Annotated in this window: 19 protein-coding genes and 1 pseudogene; 9 read left to right on the top strand and 11 right to left on the bottom strand. The window is 43.0% G+C overall.

What is annotated here, in order from left to right; translation table 11 throughout:
• Positions 1 to 68 precede the first annotated feature (68 nt).
• On the bottom strand, positions 69 to 962 hold the full coding sequence (locus tag NSTCB13_RS24115) for a tetratricopeptide repeat protein (RefSeq protein WP_448274055.1): 894 nt from the start codon (positions 960 to 962) through the stop codon (positions 69 to 71).
• A gap of 445 nt (positions 963 to 1,407) precedes the next feature.
• On the opposite strand from NSTCB13_RS24115, the gene NSTCB13_RS24110 reads away from it, so the two are divergent.
• The 5 genes and pseudogenes from NSTCB13_RS24110 to NSTCB13_RS24090 all read left to right on the top strand — a co-directional run bounded on the left by NSTCB13_RS24110 (position 1,408) and on the right by NSTCB13_RS24090 (position 7,168).
• Positions 1,408 to 1,899, top strand: coding sequence for a hypothetical protein (locus tag NSTCB13_RS24110; protein WP_448274054.1), 492 nt, complete (start codon positions 1,408 to 1,410; stop codon positions 1,897 to 1,899).
• A 100-nt stretch (positions 1,900 to 1,999) separates the two neighbouring features.
• Positions 2,000 to 3,607, top strand: a complete 1,608-nt coding sequence (locus NSTCB13_RS24105; RefSeq protein WP_448274053.1) for an efflux RND transporter periplasmic adaptor subunit — start codon at positions 2,000 to 2,002, stop codon at positions 3,605 to 3,607.
• Positions 3,608 to 3,629: 22 nt separating this feature from the next.
• Positions 3,630 to 4,910 carry an ABC transporter permease gene (locus NSTCB13_RS24100; protein WP_448268071.1) on the top strand — a complete coding sequence of 427 codons (1,281 nt, stop codon included), beginning with the start codon at positions 3,630 to 3,632 and terminating at the stop codon, positions 4,908 to 4,910.
• Positions 4,911 to 4,968: 58 nt separating this feature from the next.
• A pseudogene (locus NSTCB13_RS24095) lies at positions 4,969 to 5,641 on the top strand (ABC transporter ATP-binding protein).
• Positions 5,642 to 5,755: 114 nt separating this feature from the next.
• Positions 5,756 to 7,168, top strand: coding sequence for a TolC family protein (locus tag NSTCB13_RS24090; protein WP_445630448.1), 1,413 nt, complete (start codon positions 5,756 to 5,758; stop codon positions 7,166 to 7,168).
• A gap of 456 nt (positions 7,169 to 7,624) precedes the next feature.
• On the opposite strand, the gene NSTCB13_RS24085 is transcribed toward NSTCB13_RS24090, so the two are convergent.
• Together NSTCB13_RS24085 and NSTCB13_RS24080 are read right to left on the bottom strand one after the other, a co-directional pair.
• Positions 7,625 to 9,889 (bottom strand): cation:proton antiporter domain-containing protein, encoded by a 2,265-nt coding sequence (locus NSTCB13_RS24085; protein WP_448274052.1) that lies wholly within the window; start codon positions 9,887 to 9,889, stop codon positions 7,625 to 7,627.
• 172 nt (positions 9,890 to 10,061) lie between these two features.
• Positions 10,062 to 10,880 (bottom strand): class I SAM-dependent methyltransferase, encoded by an 819-nt coding sequence (locus tag NSTCB13_RS24080; RefSeq protein WP_448274051.1) that lies wholly within the window; start codon positions 10,878 to 10,880, stop codon positions 10,062 to 10,064.
• 6 nt (positions 10,881 to 10,886) lie between these two features.
• Between NSTCB13_RS24080 and NSTCB13_RS24075 the strand changes: the two genes are divergently transcribed.
• Positions 10,887 to 11,636: a class I SAM-dependent methyltransferase gene (locus tag NSTCB13_RS24075; protein WP_448274050.1), complete on the top strand. Its 750-nt coding sequence runs from the start codon at positions 10,887 to 10,889 to the stop codon at positions 11,634 to 11,636.
• A 97-nt stretch (positions 11,637 to 11,733) separates the two neighbouring features.
• Positions 11,734 to 12,423, top strand: coding sequence for a Uma2 family endonuclease (locus tag NSTCB13_RS24070; protein ID WP_448274049.1), 690 nt, complete (start codon positions 11,734 to 11,736; stop codon positions 12,421 to 12,423).
• Positions 12,424 to 12,488: 65 nt separating this feature from the next.
• Here the strand turns inward: NSTCB13_RS24070 and NSTCB13_RS24065 are convergent, their stop codons facing one another.
• Positions 12,489 to 12,785: a hypothetical protein gene (locus NSTCB13_RS24065; protein ID WP_445630453.1), complete on the bottom strand. Its 297-nt coding sequence runs from the start codon at positions 12,783 to 12,785 to the stop codon at positions 12,489 to 12,491.
• Positions 12,786 to 12,813: 28 nt separating this feature from the next.
• Positions 12,814 to 13,281 carry a VOC family protein gene (locus NSTCB13_RS24060; protein ID WP_448268067.1) on the bottom strand — a complete coding sequence of 156 codons (468 nt, stop codon included), beginning with the start codon at positions 13,279 to 13,281 and terminating at the stop codon, positions 12,814 to 12,816.
• Between the two features lie 77 nt (positions 13,282 to 13,358).
• Between NSTCB13_RS24060 and NSTCB13_RS24055 the strand changes: the two genes are divergently transcribed.
• Positions 13,359 to 13,832, top strand: coding sequence for a DUF4385 domain-containing protein (locus tag NSTCB13_RS24055; protein ID WP_448274048.1), 474 nt, complete (start codon positions 13,359 to 13,361; stop codon positions 13,830 to 13,832).
• A 436-nt stretch (positions 13,833 to 14,268) separates the two neighbouring features.
• Here the strand turns inward: NSTCB13_RS24055 and NSTCB13_RS24050 are convergent, their stop codons facing one another.
• From NSTCB13_RS24050 to NSTCB13_RS24025, 6 genes are all read right to left on the bottom strand, one after another.
• The gene (locus tag NSTCB13_RS24050; RefSeq protein WP_448274047.1) at positions 14,269 to 14,493 is read right to left on the bottom strand and encodes a hypothetical protein; all 225 of its coding nucleotides are present in this window, start codon (positions 14,491 to 14,493) and stop codon (positions 14,269 to 14,271) included.
• A 124-nt stretch (positions 14,494 to 14,617) separates the two neighbouring features.
• On the bottom strand, positions 14,618 to 17,821 hold the full coding sequence (locus NSTCB13_RS24045) for a CHAT domain-containing protein (RefSeq protein ID WP_448274046.1): 3,204 nt from the start codon (positions 17,819 to 17,821) through the stop codon (positions 14,618 to 14,620).
• Between the two features lie 69 nt (positions 17,822 to 17,890).
• Positions 17,891 to 18,076: a hypothetical protein gene (locus NSTCB13_RS24040; protein WP_448274045.1), complete on the bottom strand. Its 186-nt coding sequence runs from the start codon at positions 18,074 to 18,076 to the stop codon at positions 17,891 to 17,893.
• A gap of 58 nt (positions 18,077 to 18,134) precedes the next feature.
• Entirely contained in the window at positions 18,135 to 19,154 is a 1,020-nt protein-coding gene (locus NSTCB13_RS24035) for an aldo/keto reductase (protein WP_448274044.1), read from the bottom strand.
• Positions 19,155 to 19,385: 231 nt separating this feature from the next.
• Positions 19,386 to 19,721: a cytochrome c6 PetJ gene (gene petJ, locus NSTCB13_RS24030; protein ID WP_448274043.1), complete on the bottom strand. Its 336-nt coding sequence runs from the start codon at positions 19,719 to 19,721 to the stop codon at positions 19,386 to 19,388.
• A gap of 52 nt (positions 19,722 to 19,773) precedes the next feature.
• The gene (locus NSTCB13_RS24025; protein ID WP_445630459.1) at positions 19,774 to 19,998 is read right to left on the bottom strand and encodes a hypothetical protein; all 225 of its coding nucleotides are present in this window, start codon (positions 19,996 to 19,998) and stop codon (positions 19,774 to 19,776) included.
• 191 nt (positions 19,999 to 20,189) lie between these two features.
• On the opposite strand from NSTCB13_RS24025, the gene NSTCB13_RS24020 reads away from it, so the two are divergent.
• A complete protein-coding gene (locus NSTCB13_RS24020) occupies positions 20,190 to 20,990 on the top strand; it encodes a histidine kinase (protein ID WP_445630460.1) in 801 nt (266 codons plus the stop codon).
• The last annotated feature ends 184 nt before the right edge of the window (positions 20,991 to 21,174 follow it).

Raw genomic sequence — 21,174 nt, 5'->3', positions numbered from 1 at the left:
GAGTTATCAGTGAGGAGTGAGGAGTTGAAATATTTAACTTTTAACTCCTAACTCCTAACTTCTAACTCCTATTGAGTCGGCTGTTTTCTAGGCGTAGGCGCTGATGATGAGTTTTCTCGTTGCTGTATGGCTGCTTGAATACGTGGTAATTCTAGGAATTTTTTCGTATCAGACAGTAGACGATCGCCCCAGAGATTTTCTTTGAGGAAATTCAAATTAGCATAGCGCGAATCGATACGGAGTGCAGCTTCTCCCAAGGTTAGTCCTTGTTGGCGATCGCCTTTAGTATACAGTGCCACGGCTAAGGCCAATAAAGGTTCTGCGGCTTGTTTTTCAAGGGTTACAGCAGATTGCCATCGCTTAATCGCTTCGGAGATATTACCCTGTTCGTAGTTGATTAAGCCAATATTGTTGAGCGCGGGCCAGAATTTTTTATCTTGGGAGACGGCTTTATCGTACTGGGCGATCGCATCTGGCAATTTACCCAGCAAATAGTAAGCATTACCCAAATCAAATAAACCCTCTGGATCGTTGGGTTTTAACTTCAAACCATCTTGATAATTGACAACAGCAGCCTGGTAATTTTTCTGCTGAAAATTCGCTGAACCCAAAGCAAACAAAATATCACCATTTTTGGGGTTGAGAGATTGCGCTTTTTTCAGACTAGCGATCGCCCCATCAAATTCTTTGGATTGCAACTGCAATCCACCTAAGAGCAACCACACTTTATCATTCCCAGGAGCGAGTTGACTAGCCAGCCGCGCTCGTGGCAAAGCTAAATCAACCTGTTGAAACTGAGCTAGTTGAGCCGCCTCTTGTGCCAAGCTCAATCCCTGTTTTTCTAACTTTGTCGCATCTAGTTGCAGTGTATGGGGTATTAATGCCTGCGCGTTAGCGGCTTTTGGCATACTCCATAAACTACATACCATTAGAAAAGAAATCAAACGAACATGTTTAGGCACATTACCGCCTTTAAGCCACTAATCAAAGAATCTTTCAGCTAGCTTAAACGATCTGCGCTGTTGACGGTAGCAAAATCTTACAAAGAAAGGCAGAAGGCAGGAGGCAGGGGGAGCAGGGGAGCAGGGAGACAAGGGAGACAAGGGAGACAAGGAGATAAACAAAACTCCTAACTCCTAACTCCTAACTCCTAACTCAGCACTCAGCACTCAGCACTCCTAACGCCCCATACTCAATAATTGATGACTTTGGTCATACATCAGTCTGGAATTACTAATGACTTTGGTCATACATCAATTTTGATGTTTTGAATGATAATTATTATGTATGAATTTATACGATGAGGTAAATATTAAACACTTTGATATCAAAAAAAGCAACTGTCTAAGATTGCTTAATCCATAGATCGACAGAATAGAACTTTAATGTAAATAAGGAGTCAATTCTATGTTGAAACCAAACCGGATATCGATTGTATTAGCTGCTGCTGCCCTGATCGTTGTTCCTACTCTCTTGACTGCGCCTGCAAGTGCCCAGACGAAAGTCTACGTTGGTGGCGATCGCGATCGAGATTGGAACCGCGACGGCAGATCCAATTCTAGGGAAGTCAGAAACTCTAGAGACAGGGATAATTGGAACCGCGATCGCAGATCCTATCCTGTAGAAGTCAGAAACCCTAGAGATCGGGATAATTGGAATCGTGACAACCAATCCTATAGCAGAGTAGTCAGACTTGGTAATGGTGATATCAGATATCCCAATGGGCAAATTATTCCTGCTAGATCCGTAGTCAGACTGCGCGATCGAGGTTACTTCAGACTTCCTAACGGAGATATTCTGCTTCCCAATCAGGAAATTGTTCCTGCTGGGAGATTAGTAAGAGTGCATGATGATTACTTCAGACTTCCTAGTGGATTGGTACTGCAAATAAACCTTTAAAACCCTAAAAACTCCAAATCATTGTCAGTATTAGGCTACCAGGCTATAGTTTTAGCCGTGAATAAATAGCTCGGTAGCCGTTCCTTATAGACAAAATGATATGAAAATTGATACACCAAATACCGTAGATTCATCAGTTTTAGTTCCAGAGATAAAGAAAAAAAAGGTCAGACGTAATTGGCTCTCTTGGCTAATTGCTCTTTGCCTTTTGGGTGGAATTGGCTATGCCGTTTATTACCAAGTAACGGTTGCTCCTCGTCAAGAAGCCAGACGCAGAGTGCTGACAAGACCTGTAGAAAGGCAGAGTTTAACAATTACAGTTTCAGCGAACGGAACGGTGAAGCCTGAGCGGTCAATCAATCTCAGCCCGAAAAATTCTGGCATCTTGAAAAGCCTATTGGTAAAAGAAGGAGATATCGTCAAACAAGGACAGATTGTCGCTTACATGGATGATTCCAACCTTCGGGGACAACTTACCTCTGCACAAGGACAATTGGCACAAGCCGAGGCGAATTTGCAAAAAGCGATCGCAGGTAATCGTCCTCAAGATATTGCCCAATCACAGGGAGCATTAGACGAAGCCCAAGCGAATTTGCAAAAAGCGATCGCAGGTAATCGCTCTCAAGATATTGCCCAAGCACAGGCACGCTTGCAAAGCGCTCAAGCTGCCCTTCGCCAAGCCGAAGATGATTTTGCTCGCAATCAGCAACTTTACAATGCAGGCGGTATTTCCCTTCAGACTCTTAACCAAAACCGTGCCACTCGCGACAGTGCTCAAGCCAGTGTAAATGAAGCACAGCAAGCACTGGCTCTGCAAAAAGCCGGGTCGCGTCCAGAAGACATTGAGCAAGCACGAGCTGTGGTGAAGCAGAGACAGCAAGCTTTAGCACTCCTGAAAGCCGGAACGCGCCAAGAAGATATTAATGCCGCTCGTGCCCAGGTAACATCGGCTCGTGGTTCGCTGCAAAACATCCAAGCCGAAATCAATGACACGATTATTCGCGCACCCTTTGATGGTGTGGTGACAAAGAAATATGCCGATCCCGGTGCTTTCGTAACACCCACAACTGCCAGTAGTGAAGTAGCTTCTTCTTCTTCTTCTTCAATCTTGTCTCTAGCTTCCACAAATGAAGTTGTCGCCAATTTAGCGGAAACAAATATTTCCAAAATCAGCCTTGGTCAAAAAGTCTCGATTAAAGCAGATGCCTACCCAGGAAAAACCTTTGAAGGTAAAGTCAGCCAAATTGCTGCCCAAGCAATAGTAGAGCAAAACGTCACCAGTTTTGAAGTGAGAGTATCACTTTTAGACCCTCAAAGACTATTGCGGTCTGGGATGAATGCAGAAGTAGATTTTCAAGTCGGTCAAGTTCAAAATGTTTTAGTAGTGCCAACAGCCTCGGTGGTACGTCAAGAAAATGCTACAGGCGTGTTTGTGCAAGGAAAAAATAACAGACCTGTGTTCACTCGCATTGAGACTGGCGTCACTGCGAATAACTTTACCGAAGTTAAGTCTGGATTGACAGGAGACGAAAGAGTATTGCTCAGTTTCCCACCAGGATCGCGTCCGCAATCAACACCAAGAGGAGGAGTTTTCCCAGGTCTAGGTGGAGGTGGAGCCGGTGGTGGCGGCGGAAGAGGAGCAGGCGGCGGAAGTCGTTCAGGCGGCGGTTCTGGGGGTGGTCGTTCTCAAAGCGGTGGTTCCCCTTAAAGTTAGTTTTAAATAAAACATTATGTTTAAGATATTTAAGGGCTTTTATAAAGCGAAGAATACCCGCACAGTACCATTGCTGGAAATATTGACAATGGCGGCAGAGACTCTGTGGAGTAACAAATTACGCACAGGTCTAACTATGTTGGGCGTGATTATTGGGATTTCTTCAGTTATTGCCATTACTTCTGTCGGTCAGGGAGTGCAAAAAGGGGTTGAGCAACAGATACAAGCATTGGGTACAGATGTCATCCAAATTTTAGCTGGTGCGGCAAGAAGCGGAAATGTCCGTCAAGGAGTAGGTTCTAGCAGTACCTTAACCTGGGAAGATGCAAAGGCGATCGCTACACAAGCACCATCAGCACAGCTGGTTTCTGCTTATCTCCAACGGACTGCTCAAGTTGTCTATGCAGGACAGAACACCTCAACAACCATTTATGGCACTGATTTGAACTACCCAGAAGTCAGAAATACTCACCCCCAACAAGGGAGATATTTTACCCAAGAAGAACTAGATATTGCCGCACAGCTGGCGATTCTTGGCCCGACAGTTCAAAAAACACTCTTTGCACAAGGTGTAAATCCGATCGGTGAGAGAATTCGGATTCAGGGAGAGGCTTATGAAGTAATTGGGGTGATGGAACCTAAAGGCGCTCAGGGGCCGATGGATCGAGATGACCAGATTTTTATTCCTCTAACTAGTATGTCCAAGAGACTAGTTGGGAATAATGCCCTAGTAGGCGTTTCTGTAAGTGGAATTTTAGTTAAAGGCGCGAATCAGGAACAGTTAGAAGCCGCTCAGTTTCAAGTCACCAATCTTTTACGGCTGCGTCATAACATTTATCCGCCACAAGCTGATGATTTTCGGCTGACCAATCAAGCTGATATTGTTAGTACCTTCACTAGTATTGTGGGTTTATTTACAGTCATGGTGGTAGCGATCGCTGGAATTTCTCTAGTGGTTGGTGGTATTGGTATTGCTAACATTATGCTAGTTTCTGTAGTCGAGCGAACGCGAGAAATCGGAATTCGCAAAGCTGTAGGAGCAACCAATTCGGCAATACTTAATCAATTTTTAGCGGAAGCGATCGTGATTTCCATTGTCGGCGGAGGTATTGGGATGGCGACTGGCGTTTTATTAGCCTTTGTAGCTGCAAACAGTTTCAAATTTCCCTTTGTAATTTCTTTATTGTCGATCGTTGCTGGCTTTGCACTCTCGTTAACTGTTGGCTTAATCGCTGGGGTAATTCCAGCACGTAACGCCGCAAAATTAGATCCAATTACTGCTTTAAGAAGCGACTAAATAATTCGTAATTCGTAATTCCTAACTCCTAACTCCTAACTCCTAACTCCTAACTCTTATGCCAACAATGATTTGGATGGAATCCATTACTAAAACTTACCACTTGGGAGAAGTTAGCGTTCCCATACTCAAGGGAATTCAACTCTCTATTGAGGAAGGGGAATATGTCTCAATTATGGGTGCATCAGGTTCGGGTAAATCGACGCTGATGAATATTTTGGGATGTCTGGATCGTCCCACAACTGGAAATTATATTTTTGAAGGCAGAAACCTAACGACTTTTGATGATGATGAATTAGCCTATATCCGCAACCAAAGGATAGGTTTTGTGTTTCAACAATTTAACCTATTGGCGCGGGCGACAGCGTTAGAAAACGTGATGTTGCCAATGGTTTACGCTAACTTGCCCAAGCCAAAACGCCGAGAAAGGGCATTAGAAGCCTTAGAAAGGGTAGGATTAGGGGGACGTATAGCTAACCGTCCTAGTCAACTCTCTGGCGGACAACAACAACGAGTAGCGATCGCTCGTGCTTTGGTCAACCGACCCTGCATTAGTTTTGGCAGATGAGCCAACAGGAGCTTTAGATACTGAAACTTCCCATGAGGTGATGAATTTACTGACTGAACTTAATGACCAAGGGATCACAATTGTGATTGTCACTCATGAACCTGATATCGCTGCTCAAACCAGAAAGATTATTCGAGTTCAGGATGGTTTGATTGTCGGCTAATTTGTTAAGATTAACCTTCTGAGGAGGAATTTAAGATTTAAATCTCTTAGGTCAATCAGGATGAAAACTTTTAATTATATCCTCAAAAAACCTAATTAATGACTATTCTAGATTATGAATTTCAGCTTATTCTTCGTGCATTCTGCCTGGGTTGCTGTGGCGTTGGCGATTCTTCTTCCAAATGCAGTAAGTGCAGCAACTGAGCTAAAAGCACAGAATTCTTCAAGCTCTGTACAAGTTCCCGATCGCCTCAACCCCAATCCCAACCCTCTGCAATTTCCAACTAAACCGGAGGAAGTAAGGATTCAGGGAACTGTGCCAATCAGTTTGGCACAAGCTTTGGAACTCGCAAAACGCAATAATCGAGACTTACAGGTAGCTATATTACAGCTAGAACGCAGTCGTTCAGCGCTACGCGAGTCTCAAGCTGCTTTGTTTCCTACTCTTGGTATTAACAGTAGTGTGACTAATAATGGTAATGGTTTTAAGAGCAATTCGTCTCAAGCCAGCACTTCTTTTAATGGTTCAGCACAACTGAATTATAATCTCTATACTTCTGGGAACACACAAGCGGCTATCCGAGCCGCCGAAGAACAGCTACGGGTAGATGAATTAAATGTTGAAAGTCAGTCTTTGACAATTAGCTTGAATGCGACCACTCAATACTACGATTTGCAACAAGCAGATCAACTAGTCAGAATTAATCAGTCTGCTGTGATCAATGCCCAGGCAAGTTTGCGGGATACTCTAGCTAGAGAACAGGCTGGAGTGGGTACGCGGTTCGATGTGCTGCAAGCTCAGGTGAATTTAGCAAACGCCCAACAACAACTGACTAATGCGATCTCACAGCAGCAAATTGCCCGTCGTCAGCTTGCTACGTTGTTAAGTTTGTCGCAGTCAGTTGATATCACTGCCTCAGATCCCGTACAATTAGCGGGTCTTTGGTCGCAGACGGTAGAGCAAAGTATTGTCCAAGCGTTTCAAAATCGTCCAGAGTTGCAACAGTTTTTGGCACAACGTAATATTTCTGAGCAACAGCGACGACAGGCACTTTCACAGCTAGGGCCGCAAGTTAGTTTGGTAGGCAACTACAATCTGCTAGATCGGTATAATGATGGCGCGAGCATTACTGATGGCTATTCAGTAGGACTTCAAGGCAATCTAACTTTATTTGAAGGAGGAGCAGCAAGAGCAAGAGCGGCTCAGTCGAGAGCTAATATTGCGATCGCAGAGACTCAATTTGCTAGTCAGCGCGACCTAATTCGCTTTGATGTAGAACAGTACTATGCTCAATTGCAATCCAATTTAAATAATGTGCAGACTTCTAGTGTGGCTTTAAATCAAGCTAGGGAAGCTCTGAATTTAGCAAGGTTGAGGTTTCAAGCTGGTGTGGGTACTCAAACAGAGGTAATTGATGCTGAAAATGACCTGACAAGAGCAGAAGGTAATCGAGTTACAGCTATTTTGGATTACAATCGCGCTTTAGCTAATTTACAAAGATCGGTAACATCCAGAGCTTCGCGCTAAGACCAAATCATTAGATATCTGGTGAAATTAAATATGCGTTATCTAGAACCTTTGTAGAGACATGGCATAGCTACGTCTCTACATTCTTTTTTGCAATGTTTATGAAATAAATAGTCCTCTTGCAAAAGTAACTTTTGCACTCTTGGGGGAAAGGGACTCATGTTAAAGAGGAAAGGTTTAGGGAGCCTTTTCCCCTTACCCCTTACCCTTTCCCCGACTTCTGCAAGAAGTCTAATGTATAGCTGTAGTCAGATATGTTATACCAATTCAATTAATGATTGGAACATATTCTTGGGTAAAGACGCGATGAATCGCGTCTCTACAAATGGTCTATTTGTCGCATTCTTTTTTCCAATTGGTATTAGGACAGTGTTGATTGCTCAAAGCTTTAAACCAACTGGGTTTATACTCAGGACGAGCTAAACGCCGAGCTACCGCTAACAGCACTCAGCACTCTTAAGGTACAGTAATTACCGCTACTGGACAATGGGCTTTACTCAGAATTGCATCGACTCTATGACCGAAGAAAACGCGACCCGTAACCATGCGGATACTACTCCCTAAAATAATTAAGTCAACTTCCTCGGTTTGGGCAAACTTGAGGATTTCCTTTTCTGGACTGCTTCCTTGAAGAATATAAGTTTTGACATCAGCACCCAGATTGCGGCCCATTTCTGCTTGCTGTTCGAGCATATCGTGAGCAATTTCCTTGACTGGAGCTAGCGATCGCTGTTCGTAAAGAATATACTCAACCTGTGGCAAATTAATTACGTTAACGATCGTCACTAATGCCCCGGTTTGAGCCGCGATCGTACTTGCGATCTCTACAGCATTTTTACTATATTCTGTCCCCACCGTTGGCACCAAAATCTTTTTGAGCTGTTGTTGAGGAATTTTGCATATCTCGCCTTTCGGTTGGGGTAGATGCGACTTTACCACCATCGTTGCACAAGGTGCTTCTTGGACAACCCGATCGACAAGCAAATTGAACAATGCTTTCTGGGGGCGGATCTGTTCTGAAGCTCCCAATACAATCAAGTCATAGTTTTTGTTTGCTTCATTCAAAATTACCTCCGCTTTATTACGCCCCGACTCCGTTTTTGTTTGCAGGGTGGTATCAGCAGGTAGCTGCATTTCCTCAGTAACGGCAGTCAGAGCGAGGTCTGCGGCAGTATCTTTAACCTGGGTTGCCTCCATCCGGCGTGCTTTGCTTTGAGGTTGCTTATCACTCAGAGCATATAGAGATGTAACTTCTATCGAGTTTTGGTGAGCCATGTAACCGACTAGTTGTGCCGCCAGTTGGATGTTGGGGCCACCACTAGTCGGTATTAAAATACGGTGAATCTGCTTGATAAAGCTGCGGCTATCCTGTTCTTCTCGTTGCAAACGTCGAGCTTCCTCTTCACCCATAACCACCTTTGACAAACACCAGCGCAGCAGGGGTGGAGCCATTAGGGAAGTGACGATCGCTACCATGACAATAATCGAGTACATCTGTGGGTTCAGCACTCCCAAAGATAAACCAATGGTGGCAACAACAATTTCCATCGCCCCGCGAGCATTCATCCCGGAACCCATTGCCAAACCTTCCCAATGACTCAAGCCGCCCGCACGAGAACCAAGGTAAGCACCTGTAAATTTGCCAACACAGGCAACAACGAGAACAATCAAACCAAATAGCAACGTCTGTGGGACTAACAGAGCGAGCAAATTAACTTTCAAGCCAGCTGAAGCAAAGAAAATTGGTGCTAGAAAGCTTGCTGTGAAGACTTCTAACATGTGTCCAGCTTCATTGCTAAAGCGGCGGGATTGACCTGCTAGAATCCCCAGTACGAAAGCACCTAATGCTGCTTCTAGACCTAATGCGTGGGTAAGTGCTGCTGCCGAGAGCGAAAGAATCAGCACAACCGACATACTCGCGGCAATTCCACCAACATAGTCATCAACCCACCGCAATATCTGGTCTATGATGGTACGCCCAATTGTAAAGGCGATCGCTAAAAATAATATGGCCGCACTCACAGAATGGAATATTGTCCCAAAGTCAAATTTGCCGCTACTAGCTAAACCTGAAACCACAGAAAGTAAAATCCAGCCGATGGTGTCGTCAGTCATCCCAGCAGCTAAGGTGACTTGACCAATGTCACGGCGAATCAGGTTTAAGTCCATCAGCACCTTCGCAATCACTGGTACTGCTGAAATACTCATTGCTGTGGCGATAAATAGACTAAATACCAATCGCTTTTCTGGGTCGGCTAAAAAACTATCTGGCAATAGCCACCCTAATCCAAATCCGGTGATAAACGGGACAATAATTCCGCCCAGTGAAATCAACAGAGCCGTTTTACCTTTACGAAGAATCAGCTTGAGATCCGTCTCCAACCCAGTCACAATCAGCAAAAATAACACACCCAACCAAGAAATCACCGAAAGTAAATTAGACTGTTCTTGACTTTTGGGAAAGATGTCTGCCTGTAAATCTGGAAGGAGCAAACCAAATAGAGAAGGGCCCAGCAGCACACCCGCCAGTAATTCTCCAACAACAGGCGGGAGGTTAATCCGGCGCATCAACTCACCTAATCCCCGCGCTACGAGAAGCAATAGTGACAGTTGCACTAGCACCAACAGCAGCTCGTGATGACCAAGAGGTTTAATTAAACCGTCACCGGCTGCTTTCTGGGCAGCGAGTACAGGCACTAACATTAGGGACAGGTTTTGCATATAAGCGTCCACAGGTTGGATTACAAATTTTTAAAGAGGCTGTTCAAGTAAATCCTGAAAATGTTTACTTACACACCGGTCTAGAAGCTTAAACTGTGATTGTTATTATTAACCGCAAGATTATCATGTGCGATCGCCCTCATGTGTCAGTTCAGCAGCAAAGCTCATCAACTTATTTTCGAGCGCGAACAAAGAACTTTGTAGTGTCTATCCAAAGACCTCGATCGGTTGCTAGTTTCTCAATTTCTGTAGTGTATTCAACTTCCAACTGATTTAATTTTTCTGGTGATAATTTTGACAATAACGGATGACCTTTAAAATTTATATTAATTGCTGTCCAAGATAATTTGTTATCCCTAAGAGGGCGGTAACGTCCTGAGGGTTCAATCTTAATTTCAATATCTCTAAAACCTGCCTGATTGAGCAAACTTCGACATTTTTCTGGAGTCCCCAGTGGTTCAAGAATATGTGGTAATGATTCGCCCAAAACTCTAGCGCAGATCCTCTGCTGAAGAGATGCCATATAAGCAGTTTCCGGAGGACAGGTAAATGCTACATACCCTCCTGTTTTTAAGAAGCGATACCACTTTTGCAAAGTAGCAAGGATATCGGGAAAAAGTACAATCGCCTCACAGCAAAAGACAGCATCAAAACTGCGATCGCTAAAGTTTAAATATTCTGCATCCGCCTCAATCAACTCGATATTTTGTAATTTTGCTGCTGCAATTTTAAGTCTTGCTTGATGCAACATTCCAGGGGTCATGTCAATCCCAATCACGTAGCCCTCTGAACCAACTTTTTGGGCTGCGGGTATCGCAACTAAACCCGTTCCAGTCGCCACATCAAGGATTTTCTGTTCCGAATGTAGTGGAACAAATTCAAGTAAAATTTTGGCTTCTAAAGGATGGCGAGTACCTTCCTCATAGTCATAAGTCGTTCTACTACCATAAAATTCTTTTAATTGCTGCTTATAGCTATCCCGATCGGTCATAACCAAATGTCAAATTTTCTCCACTTTATAGTAACCCTTATTGCGATCTTGAGTTGCTCGCTGCTGAACCCAACCCTGACAGCACAAGCTGCGTCTTCATCTACCACTGTTTACGAACAGCGTTTTATCCATAGTCCAGATGGTATCGGCAAATACTACATGGGGCGCGAAATTGCCCAAGTTATGGGATACACTGGCGCTGGCTGGCTAGAACGTCCCAGCCGAGAGCGAGAAGAACAGCCAAGTAAGGTAGTCAGCCTCCTCAATCTCAAACCTAATGATGTGGTGGCGGATATTGGCGCTGGTACAGGTTACTTAAGCTTTCGCATCGCGCCGTTATTAACAACAGGTAAGGTGTTGGCTGTAGATGTGCAACCAGAAATGTTGGAAATTATTGAGTTATTCAAAAAAGAGAAAAATATCACCAATATTGAGCCTGTTTTAGCCACTTTTACTGACCCTAATTTACCATCTGAAAGCATCGATTTAGCCTTGATAGTGGATGCTTATCATGAACTTGAGTATCCCCAAGAAGTGATGCAAGGAATTGTGAAAGCACTTAAACCAGGTGGGAGGGTAGTGCTGGTTGAGTATCGCGGTGAAAATCCTTTTATTATGATTAAACGTCTGCACAAAATGACTCAAAAGCAAGTCCGTAAAGAAATGCAAGCTGTTGGTTTGGTTTGGCGGGAAACTAAAAACTTGTTACCTCAACAGCATTTAATGGTGTTTGAGAAACCCAACACTAATTCGTAATTCGTAATACTCGCCAAAGGCGAGAAGCAAGCTACGTAATTCGTAATTAAGGTTTCAAGCCATAATAAAGTAAAACTCCTTGCCAGAGCAGAAAATCATGGTCAATCTATCATTCAAGCAGCGAATTCCTCATTTAGAAAATGGCGATCGCCTCACTCGCTACGAATTTGAACGACGCTATCAAGCAATGCCCCGTCATCAAAAGGCAGAATTAATTGAAGGAGTTGTATACTTGGCTTCCCCATTACGCTTTGAAAGTCATGCCGAACCACATGGTCATCTTATCGGTTGGTTGTGGACTTACCAAATTGCCACTCTTGGTGTGAGATTGGGAATTGAGCCAACAGTCCGCTTAGATCGAGACAATGAACCGCAACCAGATGGAGTGTTATTAATCACACCAACATCCCAAGGACAATCTCGTTTGAGCGATGATGATTACATCGAAGGTGCACCAGAACTGGTAATAGAGATAGCAGCTAGCAGTGTTGCTATTGATTTACATGACAAGAAAAAAGTTTATGGTCGTAATGGAGTCAAAGAATATATTGTTTGGCAAATATTTGAAAACAAATTAGATTGGTTTAGCCTGCAACAAGGAGAGTATGTATCTTTAGAAGTGGATGCAGATGGAATTATCAAAAGTCAAGTATTTCCTGGTTTGTGGTTGTCAATGTCCGATTTAATTGCTGGCAATATGCAGCAAGTATTGGCTGTATTGCAGTTGGGATTAAATTCAGTAGAACATCAAATATTTGTGCAGCAGTTGTCTGATGAAGGAAGATAGTTAGTGAAAATACATCCATCTGAATAGTTAAAGAATCAGGGAAGCATTTGATGACTGTTTTGGCATCAGTCTATTTTTTGAGGAATGAGACTGGCGCTTTTAGTTGCACTATCCCAAACAATCCAGTTAAGAGAATTATCTAAATCATCGGGGCTATTTGAAACTTTGAAATATAGCTTTTCTTCACGTTTTCTTTCAATGGCAAAGTCGGCATTTTGAGCATAAGCGACTATAAAACCTTTGTCTCGCAAACAATACATCGCCCAGGCTTTCAATGATTGCTTGTATGGTTCGTGTGGAATTGGTGGTTTTACGATCGCATCTTCAATTACTTTAAATATTTCCGTGAGTTTCGCGGTCATAGTAGATACTTTTGTTATTACCCTTAAGTTAACTAGCTTCTGGATCGCAACGAATTTCAATCATAAAGCCATCTGGATCGTAAAAATACACTCCTCTACCAGTAGGGCGGGTGACAGGGCCATGTGCGATCGCTATTTTATTTTCCCCGATTACTGTCACCGCGCGATCGAATAACTGGGGATCGATGTCAAAGGCGAGATGGTATGCTCTGGTGAATGTCTTCTCTGGATTGGAATCTGGTGGTGATAACTCTGGTTCCCCAAATAAATCGAGAATCGTACCATCCGGGGTGATAAAGTTGGCTACTTTCCCAGATGCAACAAGTTCCACCAGGGTTGCGGGTACTTCGTCGCCTGTGAGTTCGTGCAAACCCAGGATTGTGCCATAAAAGTGGCGGGAAGCTTGCATATCCTGGACGTTGAGGGCAATGTGATGCACTTTACGCAGATTTCCTGGCCCAAGGACACTGTTCGCGGATTGGGTGCTAGATAGCATAGTAGAACCAAATCTCAATACTTTGATAGAAGCTGAACTTTTTACTTAAAGTTTAGTATTCATAATAAAAATCTATCATGGCATTTGATTATTCTTTAGACTTTAAAAATATTGATTTTCGCCAACATCCTGAACTCTATCGTGTTGGCAAGGGTGAGCAGGGTGTACTTTTGGTTGAACCATACAAATCAGAAATTCTTCCTTACTGGCGGTTCAAAACTCCTGATATTGCTAGAGAGTCGAGTGAAAAAATTTATGAGATGTTTCTTGATTATCTAGAACAAGATGATTTTGTTGGTGCGGATATGGCACGAAAGTTTATCCAAATGGGTTATACTCGCTCTCGCCGTTATGCTAATCATAAAAGCGGCAGAAAATATAAACAGAATTCGGATACTTCAGGTGATAAAAAAGAAATTCTTCCTTATGAAGTAGACGCAGTGAAAGCGGAATCAGCAGCTATATTTAAAGCTAAGTGGGTAGAAGCGAAGACAAATGAGAAATATCAAGAGCTTTTAGCCAAGCATAAACAGATGTATGAAAAAATCTGACCTTTGCAAATAAATATACTTGGTGAATGGATATCGCCGCTACATAAACAAAGTCCGTCTGCACGGACTCAGGAACTTGAAACCCAGGATCGGTAGCTTTTGTCTGTATAGCCGCGAATCCCATTCGCCAGGGCGAGTCTTTGAACTCCGTTAATGAGGCTTTGAACTCCTTTAATGAGTCTTTGAGGTTCTTTAATGAGTCTTTGAGGTTCTTTAATGAGTCTTTGAGGTTCTTTAATGAGGCTTTGAACTCCTTTAATGAGGCTTTGAACTCCTTTAATAAGGCTTTGAGCTTCATTAATGAGTCTTTGATACTCGTGAACGTGGTATTGTCGCTAATTAATTTAAGATTAACGCGATCGCATCTCAATACTACTCGGTTAAGGCTAAAAAATAGCAATGTGTAGGTTGGGTTGAGGAACGAAACCCAACATTTTCAGGGGTTTGTTGGGTTGAGCCAAGCGAAACCCAACCTACGAATATTCATTAACCGAGCAGTATTGGATCGTTTTTGTGGAGGTAAATAACCACGTTGGCTGAGGAATTCTTCAAGGGAATTTTCTACTATAGCGTTAGCAGATAAGGAAACTTCTTGATCGCCAATGTAAGCACTGAGAGCATTTGCGATCGCATCTGGCAGAGTAATATTGAAGGACTGCATAAGCTGGTTACATTGTTAGCGATTAATTTAAGATTAATGCGATCGCATCTCCCTTATCTTCATCGCATCTCCTCTCTAGGCAAGCCAACAAAAATCATTAAGATTAACGCGATCGCATTTCTCCTTATTCCTCCACCTCAAATTGACTACGGTCAAACAACCACCCTTCGCCGACAATCTCCTCTAGACGTTGATTGAGTCGGGGGAAAAAATATTCTGGCTCATTTAGCCTTTGTTGGACAAGCCAAGTATCAAAAGCTTCTTGCGTCTCAATTCCTTGGACACCTGCCGCACCTAATATCATCTTGAAACTACGTTCTTGGAGTTCCTCTAATTGGGGATAATCTCTACCTTGTTGCTTGCAAAATAAAATCGCCGTTGTTCCTAGCAAAGCTTCTAGTTCATCGCCTTGAAGTACTGCATTATATAAAGCACGAATTAACTCAATGGTATCTCCTAAAGGTGCTTGAATTCTCAGTATCAGCCAGATTGCTTGAGCTAAGTAAACCAAACCGTTACTTTCATCAGTTAAGCCTAAATAGCGCAGAACTGTAGCCATCTGCCCATAAGCCTTAACCTGTGCAAACAATTTAATTGCTTGCAGATTTAACTCTATTTGTCTAGGTATATTTCCAGTTTTACCAGCAACACAAGCTATATTCGCTAGATTCTCAGCTTGACCTAAAATATTGCCAACTTCCTTATTTATATTTAAAGATTGATTCAATAAAGATAGCCCTTGCTCAATATCTCCTTGATTGACAATTGCATTTGCCATATTGTTGAGTATAGTAGCTTTAAACTCGCCAATATGTTCTAAAATTTTCAAAGATTCCTGCCAAAAAGAAAGCGCTTGTTCTATATTTCCTTGACGAGCTATTACTTCCGCCATGTTATTAAGAGTAGCGGCTTTGCCAATGACATTACCAATGCGCTCATCTATTTTCAAGGATTCCTGCCAATAAGAAACTGCTGTTTTTGTGTCTCCCTGTTGGGCAATTAACCATGCCATGTTGCTTAGAATTATGGATTTTTCTTTCAAGTCATCCGTAGGGCAAAGGTCTAAAGCTTGCTGATAATTAGCAAAAGCGTCTTCTACTAAACCTAAATTGTATTTAGCACGGGCTATACTTCCCAATATGCGGTAGTCCCAAACAACTGCTAAGATTTGCTGGCATAGTTCTAGAGCTTCTAAAAAGCGAGAATTGTTGTCCCAATCAACAGCGACGATATCACCAACACGGATGGCAATCTCCCATTGTTCTGCCATCAGTCCTAATCGTATAATCTCAATTGCTTCGTCATCCGCGCAGGACTTATTTGTCTCCTCCCACCAAACTTGATAGACTTCCCTTACCGCTTTCTGTCGGGTTTTTTGCCACTCTTTCTCACTCAATACGTTTTCCAGCAAAGGTTCTAAAATTGTCGTTACCCGGTAATTAGCCGACTGGGTGGGGTGAGTGGTGGCAGATTCGACTAAGCTGAGGCTGGTTAGCTTTTGCAGAAAAGAGGTAGAGGGGGAAATGGCATTGATGATTTTAACAGTAACGGGCAAGTGAAACACACTCAACCGTGCGAGAAACTTTCGTTCTTCCAATTCCAAGCCATCCAGCAAAGTTTGTGCCAAGATATTTTCGCGGAATTTCTGCTCAGTCTCCTCCAAACGATTCAATAATTCATCCGTCGCTAATCCCGGCTGCTGAATCACCTCTAATAGCCACTTCAGCAACCGGGGATTACCATCAGCAATGTGAATAATTCGCTGAGTTCTTAACTGCTGCCTAACTTCTTTATCTAAGGGAAAGCAAATTTTATCAATATCACTGCTGCTCATCTGTTCCAGGCGTTCCAGGTGCAGGCGATGAGGTGGCAAGGTGTCTGATTTCAAATAGCGACAGGTGACAATCAGCCGACTTTCTCCCCCGTTTTCCTCCAACGCCGCACAAATCGCCCCTAAAATTTCGTAAGCATCTGCCGTCATCCGCAGCGAACCATCTTCAATATTAGCTGTGGGGATATTCTGCTCAAAATCATCCAGCACCAGCAGCAAAGGTTGGTTGTGTTCCTTTTCAATTGCCTCAAAAAAGTTTTGCAACCGCCCTTTCAGAGACACCTTTGGTTCATTCAAAAGTGCAGGCACATCTGCAAACCGCTCAAACTTATTAGAAAGCTTGTTCAGCAAACCCCATTCATCCAGAGGGCCAATCAACACAACTCGCGCAAAATTATCACGCTGCGTCTGCACCCGCGTACATAACCGCGCCGCCAGAGTACTTTTACCCAGTCCACCCATCCCGGCAATAAACACCCCGATTTGGTCGCTGGTTTCCCGTAATGCCCTGAGACACCGTTGCAAAGGTCGTCTGCGTCCGACAAACTCAAACCGACTGGCAACTTTAACTAGATTATTCTCATCGAGAAATTCTTGCTCTGGCGCTGTAAACGTCAGCTTTTCACGATTTCTTGTTCTCAGAGGTGTTACCAGTTCGGCAATAGGGCGCGTATCTCGATACATCCGCAACAGATGCCAGTCGGTGCATTCTTTCTCAATCATCTCTTGCTGCGCCGCTTTCACCGCTTCTTCAACAGTTGCCCCCGTCGCCAAAGCTTGAGAAAGTGCCTGTGCTGCTACAATACCCGTGCGGTCATACACCGGACGCGCCCAGCCTAAAACTATACCCGCCCCCGCCTTCACCAATGCCTGCGCCATCGAGGGTACTGTCCCCTTATTAGGAACCTGTCCCGTATGACAGCCAGAGAGAAAAGTTACCCGCGGCCAGCGTCCCCGAAAAGCTCTAGCTAAATCATTGACGGTAGTCAGTTGCATATTTCCCACCTCATCTTCAGTGATGAAGCAGGGGGTATTGTCTGCCAGCGTTACACCTTTTGGCAGCAAAGAGCCGTAATCTTTTTTGGTATAAATTATCCCGTGTCCCGTGAGGTGAAAGACATCAAAATAGTCTTCGGGGTAGGATTTTACCAAATTGGCTAACTCTGCAACCGAGCCACTTTCCTCAACAATCAACGCCAAAGGCTGATCTTTAGTTGCTTGCAAAATGTTCGCTTCTTCCTGCTCAAATCCTAGTGGCGGAACTCTGGGATCTTCAGGAGAAGTCGCCATAAACAGCAAGCGCAAGGGGCGATTTTGCACGCCAATGATTTGGGTTTGACGCTGCTGCACAGAACGCACTGGTAAAACGGAGATATTTTGACGTTGCAGTAAAAACCCAATACCATCATGCAGCAATTCCCAAGGCAGATGTGCCAATCCCAACGCCACCCGTTCTGTTTCTGGGTTCAACCCCTGCGCTTCGCTGGTTTTAATCAAATCTAGAAGAATCGTCTGCTCATCTGCCTCATCCAGCGCCCTTCTCAGCCATCCTTCTTTACCATCCAGTCATTGATAAAGTTGCCGTCCCAACTGGGTGAGATAGGGTATGCGATCTTGTTGTTGAGCATAGTAATTTTGCTCACACAAATCAATCAGCGTTGCCAATTCCGTTTTATCCAAGCGGCGTGAACCATAATCACAGTGCAGTTCAAAAGTTTGCTGTTGACTGAGGGCGAAGGTGAATAGGGGCATGGCTGACAGCAGTAGTTTGCACAGTAACCTTCACCGTATTATCACCTTTTTCCTGAAATTATCGCCGATATTCGTCGCCGCAATCGCCGATTAGCTGGTACAAATCGCGTGATTGGCGAGATACTGCATTGATGCGATCGCGATCGTCTTCATCTAAACTAAAACTAAATACTTTGGCGTTATCTTCTATATGTTCAGATACACCAAGTCTGGCACCAACTATCACACCGCCTACTGTTGGCCGATCTAAAATGTAACGCACTGCGATGTTAGAAATGCTTACCCCATGCTTATTAGCAATTTCCTTTAAGATAGCCAGCAACTCTTGAAATAATTGCCAACCACCCCAAGCATCGATCGTATTTTTATATTTTTTCAAACTAGCAGTGGACAAATCAAATCCTCGCGGTTCTGGTTTCCCCAAATAGTTTTCTGATAACAAACCGCCGCACAGTGTACCGTAAGTAAAAAGCTTTATATCATGCTGTTGACAAAACTGCACCATCTTAACTTCAGGACGGCGGTCAACTAGGGAAAATTGCACTTGGTTAGAAACAATTTTGATACCCGCTTCAGTAATAATCTTTAAGTTTTCTGTGTCAAAATTAGTTAAACCTAAATGCTTAATTTTACCCTCAGCCTGAAGCTCTGCCATGTATTTGAGGGCATCCAGGTAATTTTTATCCTGATATTCCCACCAATGAAATTGCATCAAATCTAACGATTGCACATTCATCCTTCTTAGGGAGATATCAATATTTTCCTCGACGAGTTTCTTGGTCATTTTCCCAGGACGAGGAACCCATTTTGTAAAAGCTTGTACCTGAGATAAAGCGTCTTTCCCACGAGTATCAATTAGTTGGCAACGAAACTCACCAATAAAGTCTTCCGCAGGGCCATAATGATCTGCTAAATCCCAAGTAGTAAAGCCTGCATCTACATATTTGAACATAGTCTCAATAGCGGCTTGGGGATTTATCTGTCCGTGTGCGCCGGAGACTTGCCACATCCCATTTAATATCCGGCAGATATTCAAATCGGGAGTAAATTGGAGACGACTAGCTGTGGGTAAGTTCATTTTCAAGTTTAGGAGGAGTGATAAGTGAGGAGTTAGGAGTTAGGAGTGAGGAGTTAGAAGTGAGGAGTGAGAGGAATGAAGAATTAGTGAGTTTGGAAGCATCTTATTACAACATTCTTAGCTTTTATGCCTTCTTAAGAACCATTTATAACAGCGATAATCAATAACTCTTAAATCTTAACTCTTAACTCCTAACTTTTGTACAGACGCGATTAATCGCGTCTCTACTTTCTAACGCCAGCCTTTTTCCGCTTGTTCGAGAACGTAAGCAGCAACGTCTTGAATTTGCTGTTCGCTGAGACGATCTTTGTAGGCTGACATATTATTTTTACCATTGGTAACTATAGATGTAACTGCCTCTATTGAATCCATACCATACTTTTTTAGGGCTGGCTTTTTGAGATTTTTACCACGCCTGATGATGTTGCTACCATTGATATGACAACCAGCACAATGAACGCTAAATATTTGTTCGCCGTTAACTGTGTCTGCTGCTTTAACAGGCAAAGTAAAAGTACTGATTAATAACAAAAATGTTACTAATATCAATGTAAGTATTTTCTTCAATTAATTTCTCCAGTGAACATATTAGTTGTAGGCAGAAGTATCAAAACCAATACTAGAGGGATTCAAAGTCAGTTGTAAATCCAGCAAAATTTGCACAATCTTCTTGAAAAGCTTCAGCATCGCTAACATCCTCAATTTTATAAGACATGATGCGCGTACCATTTGGCATTTTTTTGGAACCAATCAATTCACCTTGATATTTCGCTGCGATCGCTTTTAATTCAGTACCATAAATTTTCCAGGCATCATCCGAACAAGTAATATTTACTTGCCACATATTCTACTTCCAATTACTACCACTAAATACTCATCATCTCACAAATAGGCAATATCTTACACATCACCTCTTTAGGATTGCAATTTTATATCTAAAGGAAGTACCAAGCTAGTTTGGGTTACGCCATAATATGGATGTAGGAACATTTCTAGAAAATATTATCCCAATTAGTTAAATACTACGAGTTGAAAATGCCTAACAATATCAAACAACAAATTCAAGCCGACCTGCAACAAGCAAAAGAAACTGGACAATTAAGAACTGAGCGGATTCGAGAAATAGTAAAATCCGCAGTTTCTCAAGTAGCTTCTGAGTTTAAACAAGGTTCTACTGAAGTTCGTAGCATTGTGAAAGATGCTGTTTCTGCTGTAATTGAAAACTTCCAAGAAAAAGGCAGCGAACTCAAAGATGAAGTGACAGCTTCCATTGAAGGAGCGCTGGAAGGAATTAATAGCAAAAGACACGAAGACATTGCTAAAACTCAAACAGATATTAAGCGGCTACAGGCTCAATTGGATGGTGAAGAAGAACAACTCCAACAAGAGGTTGATGTAATTCTGGCAGAAATTGAAGAGACGGGTAAGGAAAAACCTGCAAGTACCAAAACTGCAATTGATTCTGCTATCAATGCGATTAAAGATAGTGAAGAAGTCGGGTTGTTAAAGAAACGTTACGCGCAACTGCAAGCGCAGCTAGCCATTGTCCGAGCTAATATGGCTGCACGCTATGGTGGGCGGAATATGGAAGTTCAAGATTATCTAGACGAGGCGAAACACTGGTATGATAAAGCTCGTCCCCAAGCAGAATCGATGGCTGTACAGGTAGAACAGAAGCGATCGCAACTAGAAGATAAACTAGGTGAAGCTGGTACATCTCTAGCCAGAAAAGAGCGGCAAATCAAACAAACTTTGAGAGAGTTACTTTTAACGGCGGCTGACTTATTCAAAGATAAGGAACCTGCTGCTAAAGAACGCGAGACTATTCATAAATAAGCTGTTTTAACGTTTAATTGACTTCTAAAAGCAGGGTAAGAAATTCTTACCCTACTTTTGTTGAAAAATTAAAATCCCTCACTTAAAATCCCTCTCCCAAGCTTGGGAGAGGGACTTGAAAAACTTTGAAATTACCTCTCCTTCTCCCAATTTGGGAGAAGGGGTTGGGAGAAGGGCTTTAATA

It is taken from the genome of Nostoc sp. DSM 114160 (genome assembly GCF_053470305.1).
Note: the sequence above shows the minus strand (reverse complement) of the source record. Positions and strands in the feature narration are given on the sequence as shown.